The sequence below is a fragment of the Paenibacillus anaericanus genome (assembly GCF_003994475.1).
Lineage (GTDB): Bacteria > Bacillota > Bacilli > Paenibacillales > Paenibacillaceae > Fontibacillus > Fontibacillus anaericanus.
In genome coordinates this window covers 217,785-234,784 of the sequence record NZ_RZNY01000002.1, presented here as the reverse complement: position 1 = coordinate 234,784, position 17,000 = coordinate 217,785, and the positions used below count along the sequence as shown (strand labels likewise).

The following is a 17,000-nucleotide window of genomic DNA, read 5'->3' as shown; positions in this document are numbered from 1 at the left end:
GAGAGAAATTTATGATGAACATTGATTTACATACACATGGCAATCTGTCCAAGAAGGCAGGATTTTCTCCTGATTATTTCGCAGAAATGATGGTCGAAGCTAAGGCAAATGGATTACAGGCGATTGCTTTGACGGAACATTTTAACACCTCCAATTTTGTCGGTATGTATGAAACGCTAGATCGGATTTACCCATATAACGGTCATTATTATGATGCAGACGGTCTAAAAGTATTTCCAGGCATGGAAGTCGATATTGCGGAAACGGGACACATTCTATTAATCGGGCTCAAGGAGAACATTCTTGCTGTCAGAGCAGAACTTGAGGATCACACTCAAGAGGGAAGTTTTATTCCATTTAGTGATTTGTTAGATCTGGCTGATGAACATAACCTATGGAAAATAGGGGCGCATCCGTTCCGAACCAATACACCATTGCATCACTTGGACCCGGAGTTGCTTGGGCGGCTTGACGCTTTCGATTTCAACGCCAAAGATATTTACAGTCAAGGTGAGGATGCCTACAGACAACTTATTACACCCTTCGCTGAAAAGTTAGGGATACCTGTGATAGCTGGTAGTGACAGTCATCAATGCTTGCAGTATGGAAGCGTGGTGAACCGTCTACATGAAACATGCTCTACAGTAGAGGAGTTGAAGGTAGCCATCCGCCAGCGGAACTATGAGGTAGAGATTTCTCCTTGTTTGCACACGAAGGTGAAGGCATCTGTCATGATGAAGAAATTACTGAAGCAGATGCTGGGTGAAGCTCCATCAAGGGATGAAGTCGAAACAGGTAATATGGCTTAACACTACAGAGACACAGCGCGGCAGACATAGAAGCACAAATTAAGTCTTGGCTGTCATTTCAATGTTTTAACGTTATAGTAACAGCCAATCTACTAGAGTGGATTCATTGTTAATGAATAAGAAGTAGAAGCCCATCCTCTGACGAGGAACGAGCTGCTTTTTTTGTTCATAATGGGTCAACTTCACTGCGGAAGCTTGGACTCAGCCGACCGGAGGGCCACTGCTATTCTCTGCTCCAACTCATAAAGATTTTTCTGCATAGTTTTGATTTTGTCCATTTGCTGATAGGACAGCTTCATCTCTGTTGCTGCTGAAATTGCATCACCTTGTTTGATAGCAGCTTTATAAAGTTTATCCGCTTCCGAGCGGGATTGTTGTGCATTAGCGAGCTTCTTGTTCTCAGCGACAATTTGCTTCTTCAATGTTGTTACCAGCGTTAAAATATCTTTGGTCGGTTTCGTCTTAGTTGCGGTTTGCTTACGGGCTGCTGTCAGCGCTTCCGTCTTAGCCTTTACCTCAGCCCGCGCCGCAGTAGCAGCGGGCTTCAACTTATTGCGTTTCAGATCAAATATTGTAACCGCTTTGGTGTCGTTAGTTTTCTTAGCGGCAGCGGACTGCTTACTGAGGGTTGAATACTGCTTTAGTAGGGAGGAGTGCTTCTGCTGAATTAGCTCTGCTTCTGTCTTCAAACGGCTCAACAGAATTTGGTCGATAGTATTGAGCTTGGCTTTTACTGATTTCAGGTCGTCATTGTTCTGCTTACGGAGCTTCTTGATTTTCAGATTATCCAACTGTATGACTTCTTGTGAATCAATGTAATTATCATGCAAGGCATTGATGTCTTCTAGTGCTGTATCCCAATCGGAGGTTGCATAAACCTGTGAGACGTTTCCTGTGAGAAGTATCAATAAAATAATGATTCCTAAAAATCCTTTGTGAATCATGTTTAAACTTCTGTTCTTATAAATCATTTGCCTCATCTCCCATTTAAAATAGAAATACACGCAAAAAAGCACCTCCAAGATAGGCATAGTATGCCTGTCTTGCGAGGTGCTTCACCCGCATAACGTGTGTAATTATCATTTACTATAACTTGAAATTAGTGGGAAGTCAATCCCGAATGGAACACTTGTTTGCTTTTTTGGTCGCCTCTTCTTTGCGAGGTGCTGCGCAAGCAAGAATACCTACTAACCAACCCGCGAGTACCTAATGGTATTCGTGGGTTTTGCATGACTCTAACGGTTATTGCTCCATGGAGACTACAGCAGATGACTTCTTCGTCTTCGAGCTGAGTATATGACTAACGAGATAGACAACTAGAAATACGACCATGACTCCAGCAGAATAACGATACATGATGGAATAGTTTGAAGCTGATGCGACAATGCCGAGCAGCATAGAACCTAGGGCAACGCCTAGATCAATCGAATTGTAATAAAGGCTGTTTGCTGTACTATGTTGCTCCGGTGAAGCTTCACGAAGCATCCATGCCTGAGTCGTTGGTTGTATTGCACCAAAACCAAGTCCGTATAGAAGTGCCGATACAATAACAAGTGGAAGCGTATTGGCATATGACAAGATGAGTAGACTTGCTACTACGATGATCGATCCGGGTACAAGCACAAAGAAAGGGCCATAGCGATCAAAGATACGACCAGAAATTGGACGCACGATCAAAACGGTAAAAGCAATAAATAAGAAGAAAAGTCCAATTTGCCCCAAATGTTTCTCTTCACCAAATAAGGCTAGAAATCCAAGAATGCCGCCATAGGTAATCGACATTAACATATTTAACAATGCTGGCATCCACATGCGGGACATGGAGGTCTTCTTGCTGTTTGTTGTAGTGGAGGCAGATGACTTCACAGGAATGGCAGATTTAGCTGGTTGTGGTGGAATACTACGAGTCATGAGCAATAATGGGACAATTAGCGCAGCAGCTAACGTTCCAAGTAATGAGAGTGCCGTGAAGCCGTAATCTTTTATTACAGAGAGTCCGATTAGAGGTCCTATTGACATGGCAATACTTGTCGACAGTCCGAAGTAACCAATACCTTCACCAATTCGCTTATGGGGAATAATCTGGGATACTAAAGTAGGTAAAACCGTACTCGCCATCCCGAATCCAATGCCGAATACCACTCGCAAGCCGAGCAACTGATTCATGGAGCCTGCATAAGGATAAGCAAAAGTTGCTGCCGCTAATATAAAAATCCCCCAAAATAATATGGTGTTTCTGCGTATGGTACGTAGCAGAAACGCCGTTGCAAAGCGAGTAAGTATGGCTGCAAGGGCGAATAGACTAGTGACTAGGCTTAGTGTAAAATCACCAGGATGAAATTGCTCCTTGGCATAAGTAGGGAATGGGGATAGCAACATTTGTAAGCTCAAAAATAATAATAAATAACTTGCAGTTAGAATAATGAACGATTTCGTCCAGAGTTTCTCTTGATGTTCAGGCATAATATGATTACTCCTTTTCTAGTGTAGCTAATTCAGTTGCTTGTTGACTAATCTTGTTCAGTACCGTGCACATGAGTTCATATTCCTCATCCGTTAGTGTATCTAATACATCCCCAACCGTGCGATATTCGATCGGCTCAATGGCGTCTGCAATAAATTTCCCTTGTTCAGTAATAAATACATGAAAGGAACGACGGTCACTTTTACCCGCTTGTTTCGTGATAAGTCCTTTGGTCTCTAATACGTCAAGTATACGAGTCGTGGTCGGCTTATCCTTGCCAGAGCGCTGGGCTATTTCCCGTTGAATTAATCCATCTTCTTCTCGGACACGATATAGAACACCCCATTGTTCTGGGGTTATATCATATTGTTTAGTTCGCAGCATAAATAAATGACTTAGTTTCCGGTGTGCGTTACCTAGCTGAAAACCTATTGAATGATCTAATCCTTTTTTACGCAAAATTCATCACTCCCGATAAATGGTTGTTATAACAACTATATTCGTGACAACTAAAATTGTCAAACGGTTAGATAATTTGATACATAGGTGGGTAATTTTCTTAGCCTTAATTATTCTAGCGGAGGTCTGAAGGGGTGCATTGTCGTAACTGCCTAAACACTCTGTTAAAGGTTCTGACATTTGTAAATCCACAGTCTAGTGCGATGTCAATCATCGATCTATTTGTGTTCAGAATCATTTCTTCTGCCTTATTTATTCGAATGTTGTTGAGGTAGGAAATAAAACTCATGCCAGTGATGCTCTTGAAGAATCTAGAGAAATGAAAAATACTCATATTAGCCTGCCTGGCAACATCTTCAAGAGTGATAGCCCTTGAATAATTCATCTCTAGATATTCCAGTACCTCCTGCATAATTTTCATAGTAATCATACGCCGCTTATCTTTTTTTAGGTCAGCAGGTTCACTGTTTGCATATCTCAAGATGGTTCCGCAGAGTTCAAACACCATGCCGGTTATAAACATTTCATAGTGCTCTGATTGATCCTCTGACTCCCGCAGCAAATTAAGCATAAGATCAGTCATTTTCTCAACAAACATTCCCTGGTGCTCCCTACTCTCCGATTCAGAATTACTGAAGAAAGGACTGGTTAGCCTAATGTTTTTGGGCCAACCTCCGGGAACCCCGATAAGTTGAGGATTAAATATTACAATCAAGATGCTAGACTCATTATCTTTGCTGTCGTAATAGTGAATATCTCCACTAGAACAGATGGCAATATCTCCTTTGCCGAGAATCCGGCTTTCCGAATTGATTCCTATTCGGATCGTGCCTTCACACACATAGATAAATTCAAGATCATTATGCCAATGCGCTAAAAAGTTAAAATTATGGGCAATAAATGCGGTGAATGGAATTATAGAGTGGTATAAACGATTTTCATGAAATGCTTTCATTGCTGCCTCCTTAACTCTTGAACCAAATAATAATTGCAGTAGTCCCGATATATTCCTAAACTTTAGCAAAAAATGACCATACAAGCAAAGGAAATGACGAGCAGTAAAGAGACTTCTGATTTACAATTTTATTGTAATGAAGGAATAAGACTAGTTAATTTGATCCCAAAGGAGATATTTTATGAAGTCAAAAAAGGCGTTAATTGTAAGAGGCGGTTGGGATGGGCATGAACCACAGAAGGTTTCGGAGGTTTTTGCTGGATTACTAAAGGAAGAAGGCTTCGAGGTTGAAGTTTCTGATACACTAGATAGTTTCAAGAACGAAGAAAAGTTGCTAGATTTAAACCTTATTGTTCCGATTTGGACCATGGGGGATATCAGCAATGAGCAGCTTCAACCAGTATTGAAAGCTGTGGAACTTGGAGTGGGGATGGCTGGATGTCACGGTGGGATGTGTGATTCGTTTAGAAACAGTGTGGAATGGCAATTTATGACCGGGTCACAATGGGTTGCTCATCCTTTCAATGATGGCGTGGAGTATGAAGTGAATATCATTGGTTCCGGATCCAGTCCCATTATTGAAGGGATCAAAGACTTCAAAGTCAAGTCAGAACAATATTTCCTGCATGTAGACCCATCGGTTGATGTGCTTGCCACGACTACTTTTCCACTGAGCGATGGAGCTCATTCGGCAAATGGTATCATACAAATGCCCGTGGTATATACAAAAATGTGGGGAAAAGGCAAGGTCTTTTATAATGCATTAGGTCATCATGCAGATATCTTCGATATTCCAGAAGCCAAGGAATTGATGCGAAGAGGGTTCCTTTGGGCGGCCAAATAACGATATTTCATTAGCAGATAAGGTGGGGACGAGCTTGGGTAAAGCTAAGGTAGGGATAGTAGGTTGTGGGAATATCAGCGGCATTTATTTTGAGAACCTTTCAAAGTTGTTTGTAAATACGGAGGTATATGCTTGCTCCGATCTGTTCAGGGAAAGGGCTGAGGAAGCAGCCGAGAAATACAACGTACCTCATGTATTATCCACGGAGGAGTTACTGGCTTCCGATGAGATTCAAATTGTTGTGAATCTGACCACACCCCAAGGACATTTCGAGGTGTGCAAACGGGCGCTGTTGGCAGGCAAACATGTATATGTGGAAAAGCCCCTATCGCTTACATTGGACAACGGAAAAGAACTGGTCGCTCTAGCCAAAGAGAAAAATCTGTTCATCGGTTGTGCTCCAGATACCTTTCTCGGTGCAGGACTTCAAACGTGCAGAAAGTTGATTGACGACGGATTTATTGGAGAGCCGGTTGCGGCAACCGCATTTATGGTCTGTCACGGACATGAAAGCTGGCATCCAGACCCAGAGTTCTATTATGAAGCAGGCGGAGGGCCTATGTTCGACATGGGGCCGTATTATCTCACTGCGCTGGTTTCCCTTTTGGGACCTGCAGAGACCGTTTGCGGTATGACCAAAACATCCTTTCCGCAAAGAACAATTACGAGCGCTAAGAAATTTGGCCAGCAGGTGGAGGTCAAGGTTCCAACTCATGTGGCGGGGACAATAAGATTTGCTAACGGAGTAGTGTCAACAGTTATTACGAGCTTCGATATCTGGAGCAGTACTTTGCCGCGGATAGAAATATATGGATCGCTGGGAACACTGATCGTGCCCGATCCGAATACGTTCGGTGGTCCGATTCTATTTAAGCCTGCCCAGGGCACTGAATTTATGGAAATTCCACTTGTGCATAATTATGAGGAGAACAGTAGAGGAATCGGCGTTGCTGATATGGCTAGCTGCATTGAAACAGGAGATCAACCTAGAGCAAACGGTCAACTCGCCAATCATGTGCTTGAAATTATGCATGCGTTCCATACAAGCTCGGACACTAAACGTTTTGTAGAGCTTGAGATAAGCTGCGAACAGCCAAGGCCGTTGCCGCTGGGACTTGTAAAGGGCTTTCTGAGCTAAGGGATCCTCACGGAACTAGTTGTAAGGATACTGCTGCGATGATGGATTGTCTTTACTGAACGCTATGCCCTCTGATTTCTTGATTGTACACCAACTAGCGATTGAGATCAGGGGCAAAGGCGTTTGCGTTCCAATTCACCTATTTGGCATTTCGTATGATAGCTCGATATATAAATTTGGGTAGCGCAGACTGTCTACGCCATCTTGATTTTTGCCCTTTGGCAACGGGAGCAGTAAATAGCCGATGCATCCACTCTAAATTTAGCTTCTTCCATATGGTGGGTGTAGGAGGTACTTTGCCGGCGATTACGTCCAGACTTCCTCCAACTCCAAATACAATTTTTGTATGAGCAATATCTTGTTTATGCTTATAAATCCATTTATCAGAGTAGGGAGCACCCATGGCTACAATCAGTATATCGGGTCTCGTTTGTACAATTTCAGAAAGAATGGACGGCTCGTCCAACTCGGTAAAGAAACCATGATGTCTACCAGCAATCTTCACATTCGGATAGAGTTGTCTAATTTTATCTACGGCATGTTGATTTGTTTGTTCATCGGTACCTAGAAAATAAAAGCTCCACCTCCGCTGATTACCCTCGTTTAAATAGTAGTAACGGAGCCATCCATGCGATTCACCTCTCAGCGGAAAGTTAGTTTACTAATAGTTTAATCATCTTGAAATTAATTAAGTTTACACCATTACGTTCTACGGTCTGAGAATGCAATACTCGGTACCCGTTTCTTTCAAAAAATGGCCTAGCGGTAATGCTTGCGTCAGTATTTATTTCAACAAGACCTAGATCCGTTGCCTCTGATTCCAGTTTGTTCACTAAAGTTGAAGCAATTCCTTGGCCTTGAAAATCCTTGTGCACATAAAGTCTATCTAGGTGACCATCTGGGGTCAAATCTGCAAAACCGACGATGATGTCATTGATTTCAACAACATAAGTGATGTTGTGTCTCAGTGAATCACTCCAAGTTTGTACCCTGATTGGCTTTTTTTCATGAGGCGCCCATGCATCAAGTTGCTCTTGCGAATAGTCTTGTTTGTTCACCGAATGTACTGTTTCATAGAATAAGGTGAAAATCTGAGTAATATCTGAATCTTGGAATTTTCTAATTTTCAATATGTATCTCCTCCTGACTTAGAAGTTCGAATGTTCTGATATGTAGACTTTCTTCAATATAAACGCAATCAAACCATAAAGGTTTCTGTAAACCATTCGTAATAAGGTTGGATCAGTTGGTCGTTTTCGTTATAATGAACTATGCTTATAGAGAAGTAATTATGATACGGGGTGGAACTATTTGTAAGACGTTATTGAAAATTGATACTCATGACATTCCGAAAGCAGCCAGCATCATGGCGCAAACTTTTGCTAAGGATGACCCGCTGTATCAACATATCTTGCCTGATGAGACTACCAGGCTTCAAGTGTTGAATATATTTTTTCATCGATATATTGAGATGTTATATCCTTATTCGGATTTACTAACGACAACTGAGAACTATGAAGCTGTGGCGCTCGTATTTCATTCGGAACGTCAAGCGGAGACAGTGCGCTCGAAAGTCAAATATATGAAGCAGATTGCATTTGCCATTATTAAGTCGTTACCGATCTGCCGAATCGTTGGGGTGCGAGGATTTATCCGTGGTATATCTATTTTGCTTAGTATGAGTTCTTCGTGGTTAGCGATGCTAGGTGATCAGGAATATATGCATTTGGATATGCTTGTCGTGCAAGAACAATACCGCGGTCAGGGGTATGTGTCGAAGATAATCAATCCGCTTATTGCGGAATGCCGTAGGAAGAATATCATGTGTTCACTTGAGACGCAGACGCTAAGTAATTTACCCATATATGAACATTATCAGTTTCGTACTGTAAAAGTCATCCCGCTACCTAACAGCTCGCTGGAGCAGTATTGTATGGTGTACAGGCCGGATGGTGATTTACTAGGAAACCTCGCTTGATTATCATCAATCGAAGATGTTGACGAAACTTGCTCCAACCACAATTGCCGTGGAATGGCTGGAAAGTCTGTAACGGATCTCAGCGACCTTATTTGCGGTTATTCCACTATTGCGGATTTTAACGGAACCAGCGGAAGTTATTTCATCATTATTCATACATTAGAATGTCATTTGGAAGAAATAAGGTCTTTCAGTTCCGTTAGATGTATTTTTGATCTTCAAAACTCGAAATAAGGGCTACCAGTTCCCTTAGATAGATGTCTGAATAGGCGTTGGGCCATGCTGCCCAGCGTCTTTTTTTATGTATAAGCTAGAATATATCATCACACTATTTATTGTGTGCTTCTCATCGCTAGTCCTATGGCAAAAAAATAAACACTGCGGCTGCGGACCTCGGATTCAAAAAAATGCTTTGTCCGCAGCGTTGAGTGTGTAGTACTAATGCAAATCTAATTAGACGGTAGATCTAAATCTTGTTATTAACTCAATATTGCCATCCGTTACCGATGACAGGACGGTTACTATTTGCCCTGCTGTTGAACGCTTGATTTGGTTTCGCAGAGTTTTCTGTTGCTTTGCCTTGGATTTGACCCGTTTTGCAATCGTTAGGTGGTCCGATGACAACTGTATTTGTGATTGGAGCAAACGTACTCTTCACTTTGGCCTCATCAAGACAATAAGCACGAGCAAACACGCTCGCTGGCGTTAGCCGTAACAGGTCGGAACCACCGATAAATTCAGGAACTGGTGCATCAAAAATAGCAATTAAATGTGTATTATCGACCTGAGCAATCTCATAATGCCACCATCCCTGAGGTACATTAGCTACTTGTCCCGGTTGAATCGAATAATTGAGGAGTTCTTTTGTAAATGGGTTAATGATCGAAACGACAGCTGCACCTGAAATACAGAATACTAATTCAGTAGCATTTTGATGAGTATGGGGCTCAACTATGTTTCCCGTACTGAGATAAATGTCTAGTAAGGACACATTTCCTAATGTGTTAAGCTGATTGATGGACAGAAAATTAATATAATTCTGATTATCCTTTTTGAAAAATGAGTTATTATTTACATCATACGTAAACTGTACAGATGGAGAAGTAAAATCCATATAAGAAGCCGACATTTTATTAACCAACCCTTCAAATTAGTATAGGCAACAGCCTTGTGGGATATCTTATGTTGTTTCCCAGTTGAAAGTGCGTCATTACTTATGTGGGAGGTATTAGGGAGTGGAATGAAGGGCTAGTTGGGTATATTATTGACTTATCAATACTAGAAAGTAGGTTTCATTTCATGGCGGGTAACGAGATGACAGGTATAGAACAGAATATATACCGCTTCAGTGAATCACCCATTTGGGAGATGCAACGGGCTTATTATGAAGAACAGGGGATGAAAGCTTGGCAGAGTGAGGAAGTCCCCCTATATATAACGAATAATCCTATGATAGCTACGGCATATGCAGAAATGGTATTTGGGTTTCTTCAAGATCGAGCTCAATTAGGGCATACAACTGAGCCGGTTACGATTCTAGAGCTTGGAGCAGGTTCAGGTCGATTAGCATTTCATGTGCTCAAGGAGCTATGTAAGTTAAGAGATGAAGCGGGGGTGGCGCTTCCTTCTTTTTGCTATTGTATGAGTGATTTCGCCCAGAAAAATATAACTTACTGGCAGCAGCATCGTAGCCTTAAACCCTTTGTAGAGCAGGGAGTTCTAGATTTTACCCTGTTTGATGCTACTCATGATACGGAGTTACAGTTAACGGAGTCTAACACGATTATTCGGACGGGAGACTTGCAGCAACCACTGATGATCATCGCCAATTATTTTTTTGACAGTATCCCGCAAGAATTGATTTATGTTGGTGATGGTAAAATTCATGAATGTAGGGTATCCCTAAAGTATCCTGATGGAGCAGGGGAGCTTAGTACATCTGAATTGCTAGAGCAGGTAGTTCCTGAGTACCATTACGATAGGGCGGAGGAGTATGAGCAGGAGTCATATGCCTACCGAGATGTAATAAAGCTATACCAAGAAAGGTTAGAGGATTCACATATTCTTTTTCCGGAGACTGGACTGTCTTGTTTAGAGAGGCTGAGTCGATTGTCACAGCATGGTTTTCTTCTACTTACAGCGGACAAAGGCGATCACCGATTAGAGAATTGGGAATTTGCAGAGCCGCCAGAGATCATTCATCATGGGAGTTTCTCTTTAACGGCGAATTATCATGCGATTCAAACTTTTTATGAGCATAAAGGAGCGATGACTTTTTTTACTCCACATCACTATAAGAACTTGAACGTAGGATCTATTCTTATGCTTCATGACCCGAAATCCTATACTCAAACACGACTCGCATACCAGCGGTTTATAAATCGTTTTGGACCTGATGACTTCTTTACTTTAAAAGAGTGGTTTGAAGAGCATTTGGATCAGATGGAGCTCCGGCAGATTCTTTCCTTCTGGAGATTGGGTCGCTATGATACTGAATTGTTTCTAAAAAGTGTTGAGCGTATATCGTACTTAATTCCAACGAGTGATGATGAAGAGATGAAGGATCTTGGGGCAGGCATCCACTTGATGTGGACAGGCTATTATCCGATGGAGAGTAGTCATGACTTAGCAGTAGGTTGTGGTATGCTGCTGTTCGAAATGGATCTGTACGAGGATGCTTTAGTTTATTTTGAACGGTCAACGAATCTTGATCAGGCTAATAGTGATGTACTTTATAACATGGCGATTTGTTATGATGAGGCTGGAATTGAACAACTCGCTCGTGATTATGCGCATAAAGCATTGGCTAAGGATCCAGATCATGAAGGTGCTTTATCGCTGTTGTCAGCTTTGTAGAGGTGGACGTGATTGTTTCAAAAGTGATAAAAGAATAAGGGGACGTATATCGCACATCCTTACTATATAAAGTGGAGGCAGCTTGTTATGAACATCAGAGGAATACAACCACAGGATAATGCAGCTATTGAACAAATCATCAGAGAATCTCTAATCGAATTTGGAGGAAATAGAGTGGGGTTGGCGTGGGCTGATAGCAGCTTGCATAGTCTCTACGAATTTTATAATGAAGAAGGTAAAGCTTACTGGATATTAGAAGATGGTGGAGAGATCGTTGGGGGTTGCGGAATCGCCCCATTTGCTGATTCTAACGAAGTTTGTGAATTACAGAAGATGTACTTATCGAGAAAGGCCAGAGGATCAGGTGGGGCTTTGAAACTTCTAGAAACAGCCATGGAATTTGCTAAGATTCATTATGAAAAATGCTATTTAGAAACGCTTCAAGACATGTACGCTGCCAATCGGTTCTATAAAAAACATGGCTTTGAATCATTAGATGCTCCGCTTGCGGGGTCGGAACATTTTGCTTGCGACGCTTGGTATATGAAGGACCTATCAGTATAAAAAATTAGGCCATCAGATTAATTCATCTCGATGGCTTTTTATTATGACGATTTCTATAATTTTTTTATAATCAGGAGTTCCTCTGTGGCTTCGTTATACTCAGCATATACAATTTCAGAAAGATCACTATATCCTTGCTTAAGCGTCAAATCTCGGATTTTTGCTTCATCCATCGTTTTCTTTCGCTCAAAAGAATAAATGTGAAGAAGTCTAAAGGAGTAAATTGACAGATCTCTTTTCTACCCATTAAGAAGGTAATGATCCAAAGACTCACAAATGAGAGTATCAATTTAATGAAAATAAGTGTATACATCGTCTACGTTAGTCTAAGATCATTCGCGATAAACCGTATCATAAGAAGGGCGGAATTTTGAGAGAGGTTAGGGATTTTTTGTTTTCTTAACGTCTCTTCAAAAAAACGATTGACCATATTAAGGGAATTCTTTAGGCTAAACCGCCACTCTCAGCGGCAAGTCCGGTGCTCCTAAGGTCCCGGACGTTATCGTCCATTTCAAGCAAGACGATGAAGCCGTTCTCGCCTAAGTTGAATTGATGTTCAGCTTCGTCTTCCAGTTCAGTTCTAAGTTGGTTGAAGTAATCCTCGACATGAATGAGGAACGCCGAAGGGAGCACTTCAGCGCGACGCAAATTGACAATGTCATTCTTCGTTTCGATGATTCTCAATCTACATACCTTCTGAAAAAGAAAATGCCCCCTCGAAAAGGAGGAGGCGTGGTACTGGTAACGAATATGATAAATGTCTGAAAGTTTGCTTGAAGCGGTTGACGGGCAGAAATGCTCAATAAATTACGCACTATAAGGAGGCATGGGAACGAAATGAAGTTCGATCTTCGAGAGTTAGCGTTGTTTGCAGAACAGACTGTAACAAAAGCGGGTGACAGAATTTCCGAATTGCGCAGTCGGGAAAAAATTGAAGTGAATTACAAGGATTATGGTGAACTTGTGACATCCGCTGATTTGTTATCGGAAAAAATCATTCAAGAAGCCATAATGGGTAAATTTCAAGGTCATCGAATTCTTTCGGAGGAAAATGGAGTACATAACTGGGATAATTTCAAGTTTGACGGTCCAGTATGGGTGATTGATCCCTTAGATGGAACAGTTAATTTTGCTCGGAACCTGCCGCATTACGGCGTTTCATTGGCTTTTGCCCTTGATGGCGTAGTGCTGGCAGGAGCAGTATATGCGCCAGATTTGAACTGTACTTATGTTGGGATTAAAGGGGAAGGCTCCTATTGCAATGGTGAGCGTTTACGAATTCGTAAATGTACTTCGCTACTAGATGCTGTAATTGGCACAGGTTTTCCGCATGATCTAGCAAAAGTGCAGCCAGCAATCGAAAGAGTGAATCGACTCAGAAGAAACTGTCGTGACATTAGGCGTTTTGCCGCACCAACAGTAGACATTTGTTATGTGGCGTCCGGAAAACTAGATGCGCATACGGAAAGTCTTTCACCGTGGGACGTAGCCGCCGCGGGCTTGATTGCACGGGAGGCGGGAGCATTGAGTTGCAATGTACAAGTGGTGCCAGATGACATCCCTAATGAACTCTATGGTGAAGAGGTCGTATTCACGACACCTGGAATCTTCGATGATCTCTTGACATTATTGCGGATGGAATCAGAATAAAAGGTTCAGTCTCTCTTCAACATTGTTGTACGTGCGAAAACGTTAGCTTAGTAAGACATGTTCTTCAATGAAAAGGCCATCCTTTTCAGGATAGCCTTAATTACTTGCCGCTTCAGACAGCACGGAGAACCGTATCATAGTTTACAGACAGGTCATTCCGCTAACGGGAAACGATAGTTCAATAAAACAGCGACAGTCTAATACTTTATTTTCTGCTGATAGCAGCACCTTGAAAGTAAATTTACTAAACAAAAAGGAGCCACCTCAGCCCAGGTGGCTCCTTTTTGCATTGTCAAATATCCTACTGAACTGCTTCAACTTCTAACACGGGAATGGAAGTTAGCTCCCCGAATAGATCGACATCTCTAAATTGAGTGAATGTACCCGTAACAGTGATATCTCCATCGTTGAAATTAAAGTTACCGGATAGCAAGATGTAATTGTTAGCAACTAAAGCGATAACCTCACCAGCGCCTGGTTCAAATACCGTACAAGTGAATCTCACTTTAATTCCTGGAAATTCAGCGAGCAAACTTCCATCAATATCCGTAATATTCACTTGGACTTTGGCGAATTGATAGCTATCTCCATTATGTTCATAAATGGTAGTTTGACCTGCACCTTCACCTACAGGATTGATTACAGTCAGCGTGCCATCAGGATTAATGCTGATCTCATCGGCTTCAATCCGATAGAGCAATGAAATCTTGTCACTTTGAACTTCAAGTGCTGTATAGATAGCAGTCCGACTATCAGAAGCAGATTGAATCAGTAAGACGGGCGCCGATGTGATACTGAAGTCCTTGTCGATAACCATGCTTTGTATTAGGTCGCTTTTAGGTAGGTCACTGTAGGTCAATACCTGTACGCTATCTGTAGAGTTCATACGACCGTAATAGATTTGATTCGTCTGATCGGCTGCTGCGACATATACTTTGGAGCCGAATCGATCGGTTCCACTACTAGCAAATACGTATTCATCCTGTCGTTCTGGCAGAAGTCGGACGGGCTCGGCAATCAGCCAGGACATCTGAACCTCCTTAATTTCGGCAGATGTATCTTGGTATGCGCTAAGTTGTTCATACATATCGATAGCTGGTTGGAACTCTTTATTGGCTGTAAGTTTTTCAGCTGTTTTCAACATTTCTTTGAAGCTATTTGCGATATACTTAGTCACCTCAGAAGGGGTGAGATCTGCACTAGCCGCAAAACTTTCATATTGTTTGGCATTTGCAGCAAAACTACCATAGTTATTGTTCTCAACATCCTTTTTCAATAATTCCAGTCCGATGTCTTCGATTCCATGGGTCACCCATTTGGCGTTAATTTCAAGCTCTTTGTATTGTTTGAACATCAACAACACGTTGCTATAGAGATTGTTATATGAATTTTCTGAAGCAAGCTGGTTCATTTTTGTCTCATCATAGCTTTGGAAATTTTCTAATAATTGAGCTTTATGTTCCTTATCTCCCCCAAAAAATTCACTAGGAAGACGTAGCAAATTCCACTTGAAGGTCTCATCCGTATACTTCGATTTCTTCAGATTTTCATTTGCTTGTGATAAGAACTGCTCTTTGAATTGCTTAAAATGTGCTGCGATTTGATCGGATATCCTTAGATTTTGCGAAATCTGAGTATAGTAGGGCGAGTATTTGCCTTTTGGTTCCATATAAGTGCTTTTTACCTCTTGAAACTGCTCGTAGGTTTGGATTAGCTCATCATAATCATTTCTCGATGTTGCTCTTTGAGCAGCCTGATCCAGAGAACTAAGCTTGCTGTTGATCGTGGTAATGGGTGCCAATTCGGCCAGCCGTGCAGCGACTTCCTGTTCCTTATAATCGAGAAATTTATTGTTTTGAGCTTTAGTGTACAGTGCTTCCGCCTCGACGAGCTTGTTCTCTGCATACAGCCGATCTGCTTCGGCAATCCAGCTTATTTTTTGTTGTACTTGATAACCCTTGTAACCAATCAGGACGATTACAATCGCACATAATAAAATAAGTAGATTATGCAGGGTTATTATTTTTTTGATCGTCATATTGAGTGGCCCCTTGTTAGGCTTGTCTGCGACTCGGGATCCATGCCGTATTGTTCTTCATATAAGCGGGATACGATATCAGCTAATTCGCCCCATTCCTGTTCGGGATGGCCGCTAATTACGCGGTACAGTCGTAGAAAGCGTTCTTTAGGTAATTTGCTGGCATAACGTGCCATGAATCGGGCATAGATAGCAACATAACGCTTCTTCCGAACAGCTGCACCCGCTGCACCAATAAGGATGCTTAATCCATCTTTCATATCGAGTATTTCATCTTCATAAGAAGTCACGTAACGTAGTGCATTGTCCTTAATCAATTCGCGTTTGACCTTGGCCAGTTCACCGATATAAGCCGCTAGATGAGGGTCGAAATGTTTAAGCATTAGCGGTTCTAGCTCCAAGTCCATGTCGCTACGAAGAACAAATGATTGTAACTGCATAATTTGCAGCATCCGAATATGATCGTTCTGCACAAGGGTGGCTACCTCACGAAACATTTCATAGGAGCGCTTATGTTCTTTGTTATTACCGACTTCAACAGCAGTATCTAGGTTCTTGATCAATCCATCAATGATCTTCTGACGATTGCGAGTGAATAACTTCACTAGTTCACCATAGGTTCGAGGTGACAGTGTTTTGCGTTGATTGAGCCACAACAAAGCTATAGCGGCTGCACCTCCTACACAGGCAATAATGATTTGTTCCGCACCACGAGCAAAAAGAATAGCCAGTAGCGTAACGAGCAAAGTGAGCAGGAGCTCATTACGCATGGAACGTCGCACCAGTTTTTCAGCTTTCCAATGGACAGGGCGTAGCGTTCCTTTACCACAGAATAGGCAGCTTGGCTCATGAAGTACCGTGTAACGCTCACAATGCGTACAAACCCTTAACTTTTCATAGGCATACATAGGCTTATGTAAAGATCCAAGTGGAGCAGGGATTCGCCGAGAAGAATTTAATTCGTTATTATGTTTGGGATCCTGTTGTCCGCGCTCCTGATTTAACAAGTCAAGTAGAGCTGTGTTAACCTGCTCAGAGGAAAGAACACGTTTACGTCCAAGTAAATATTTCACCCATTTGACAATGGTTAATAGTAACAAAATGATCAAAAAGCCGTTTGTAATCATAGGTAGTCCTTTCTTTAATAGAAGTTAAGCTGCAATTATATAAGTTAAAATAAGAAAATAATATAGCGGAGAGAGCGAAATGATTCTGAAGAAGCGAAAGCGTTCGCCTTTGTCCCCG

At 41.8% G+C, this 17,000-nt stretch carries 18 protein-coding genes; 7 read left to right on the top strand and 11 right to left on the bottom strand.

What is annotated here, in order from left to right:
* Window positions 1–11: 11 nt before the first annotated feature.
* On the top strand, window positions 12–809 hold the full coding sequence (locus EJP82_RS03335) for a PHP domain-containing protein (protein WP_342773670.1): 798 nt from the start codon (window positions 12–14) through the stop codon (window positions 807–809).
* Between the two features lie 182 nt (window positions 810–991).
* Here the strand turns inward: EJP82_RS03335 and EJP82_RS03330 are convergent, their stop codons facing one another.
* The 4 genes from EJP82_RS03330 to EJP82_RS03315 all read right to left on the bottom strand — a co-directional run bounded on the left by EJP82_RS03330 (window position 992) and on the right by EJP82_RS03315 (window position 4,756).
* The gene (locus tag EJP82_RS03330; protein ID WP_127190602.1) at window positions 992–1,780 is read right to left on the bottom strand and encodes a hypothetical protein; all 789 of its coding nucleotides are present in this window, start codon (window positions 1,778–1,780) and stop codon (window positions 992–994) included.
* 271 nt (window positions 1,781–2,051) lie between these two features.
* Window positions 2,052–3,272, bottom strand: a complete 1,221-nt coding sequence (locus EJP82_RS03325; protein ID WP_127190601.1) for an MFS transporter — start codon at window positions 3,270–3,272, stop codon at window positions 2,052–2,054.
* A 7-nt stretch (window positions 3,273–3,279) separates the two neighbouring features.
* A complete protein-coding gene (locus EJP82_RS03320) occupies window positions 3,280–3,732 on the bottom strand; it encodes a MarR family winged helix-turn-helix transcriptional regulator (protein WP_246053960.1) in 453 nt (150 codons plus the stop codon).
* Window positions 3,733–3,847: 115 nt separating this feature from the next.
* Entirely contained in the window at window positions 3,848–4,756 is a 909-nt protein-coding gene (locus tag EJP82_RS03315; protein WP_281278181.1) for an AraC family transcriptional regulator, read from the bottom strand.
* A 112-nt stretch (window positions 4,757–4,868) separates the two neighbouring features.
* On the opposite strand from EJP82_RS03315, the gene EJP82_RS03310 reads away from it, so the two are divergent.
* A complete protein-coding gene (locus EJP82_RS03310; RefSeq protein ID WP_127190599.1) occupies window positions 4,869–5,531 on the top strand; it encodes a ThuA domain-containing protein in 663 nt (220 codons plus the stop codon).
* A gap of 34 nt (window positions 5,532–5,565) precedes the next feature.
* The gene (locus EJP82_RS03305) at window positions 5,566–6,669 is read left to right on the top strand and encodes a Gfo/Idh/MocA family protein (protein WP_127190598.1); all 1,104 of its coding nucleotides are present in this window, start codon (window positions 5,566–5,568) and stop codon (window positions 6,667–6,669) included.
* Between the two features lie 139 nt (window positions 6,670–6,808).
* Here the strand turns inward: EJP82_RS03305 and EJP82_RS03300 are convergent, their stop codons facing one another.
* Together EJP82_RS03300 and EJP82_RS03295 are read right to left on the bottom strand one after the other, a co-directional pair.
* A complete protein-coding gene (locus tag EJP82_RS03300) occupies window positions 6,809–7,315 on the bottom strand; it encodes a WecB/TagA/CpsF family glycosyltransferase (protein ID WP_127190597.1) in 507 nt (168 codons plus the stop codon).
* A 7-nt stretch (window positions 7,316–7,322) separates the two neighbouring features.
* A complete protein-coding gene (locus tag EJP82_RS03295; RefSeq protein ID WP_127190596.1) occupies window positions 7,323–7,799 on the bottom strand; it encodes a GNAT family N-acetyltransferase in 477 nt (158 codons plus the stop codon).
* A gap of 161 nt (window positions 7,800–7,960) precedes the next feature.
* On the opposite strand from EJP82_RS03295, the gene EJP82_RS03290 reads away from it, so the two are divergent.
* A complete protein-coding gene (locus EJP82_RS03290; RefSeq protein WP_246053959.1) occupies window positions 7,961–8,647 on the top strand; it encodes a GNAT family N-acetyltransferase in 687 nt (228 codons plus the stop codon).
* Between the two features lie 484 nt (window positions 8,648–9,131).
* On the opposite strand, the gene EJP82_RS03285 is transcribed toward EJP82_RS03290, so the two are convergent.
* A complete protein-coding gene (locus tag EJP82_RS03285; RefSeq protein ID WP_127190595.1) occupies window positions 9,132–9,776 on the bottom strand; it encodes a cupin domain-containing protein in 645 nt (214 codons plus the stop codon).
* A 185-nt stretch (window positions 9,777–9,961) separates the two neighbouring features.
* On the opposite strand from EJP82_RS03285, the gene EJP82_RS03280 reads away from it, so the two are divergent.
* A complete protein-coding gene (locus EJP82_RS03280; RefSeq protein ID WP_127190769.1) occupies window positions 9,962–11,503 on the top strand; it encodes an SAM-dependent methyltransferase in 1,542 nt (513 codons plus the stop codon).
* Window positions 11,504–11,590: 87 nt separating this feature from the next.
* The gene (locus EJP82_RS03275; protein ID WP_127190594.1) at window positions 11,591–12,067 is read left to right on the top strand and encodes a GNAT family N-acetyltransferase; all 477 of its coding nucleotides are present in this window, start codon (window positions 11,591–11,593) and stop codon (window positions 12,065–12,067) included.
* A gap of 145 nt (window positions 12,068–12,212) precedes the next feature.
* Here EJP82_RS03275 and EJP82_RS28775 read toward each other — a convergent pair whose 3' ends face one another.
* Together EJP82_RS28775 and EJP82_RS03270 are read right to left on the bottom strand one after the other, a co-directional pair.
* On the bottom strand, window positions 12,213–12,380 hold the full coding sequence (locus tag EJP82_RS28775; protein ID WP_425464314.1) for a DUF421 domain-containing protein: 168 nt from the start codon (window positions 12,378–12,380) through the stop codon (window positions 12,213–12,215).
* Between the two features lie 131 nt (window positions 12,381–12,511).
* The gene (locus tag EJP82_RS03270) at window positions 12,512–12,751 is read right to left on the bottom strand and encodes a hypothetical protein (protein WP_127190593.1); all 240 of its coding nucleotides are present in this window, start codon (window positions 12,749–12,751) and stop codon (window positions 12,512–12,514) included.
* Window positions 12,752–12,904: 153 nt separating this feature from the next.
* On the opposite strand from EJP82_RS03270, the gene EJP82_RS03265 reads away from it, so the two are divergent.
* Complete coding sequence (locus EJP82_RS03265; protein WP_170220117.1) at window positions 12,905–13,717, top strand: inositol monophosphatase family protein; 813 nt, start codon at window positions 12,905–12,907, stop codon at window positions 13,715–13,717.
* A 301-nt stretch (window positions 13,718–14,018) separates the two neighbouring features.
* On the opposite strand, the gene EJP82_RS03260 is transcribed toward EJP82_RS03265, so the two are convergent.
* Together EJP82_RS03260 and EJP82_RS03255 are read right to left on the bottom strand one after the other, a co-directional pair.
* The gene (locus EJP82_RS03260; RefSeq protein ID WP_127190591.1) at window positions 14,019–15,755 is read right to left on the bottom strand and encodes a hypothetical protein; all 1,737 of its coding nucleotides are present in this window, start codon (window positions 15,753–15,755) and stop codon (window positions 14,019–14,021) included.
* Complete coding sequence (locus EJP82_RS03255) at window positions 15,752–16,882, bottom strand: hypothetical protein (protein ID WP_127190590.1); 1,131 nt, start codon at window positions 16,880–16,882, stop codon at window positions 15,752–15,754. The genes EJP82_RS03260 and EJP82_RS03255 overlap by 4 nt, the downstream gene beginning before the upstream one ends.
* Window positions 16,883–17,000 lie beyond the last annotated feature (118 nt).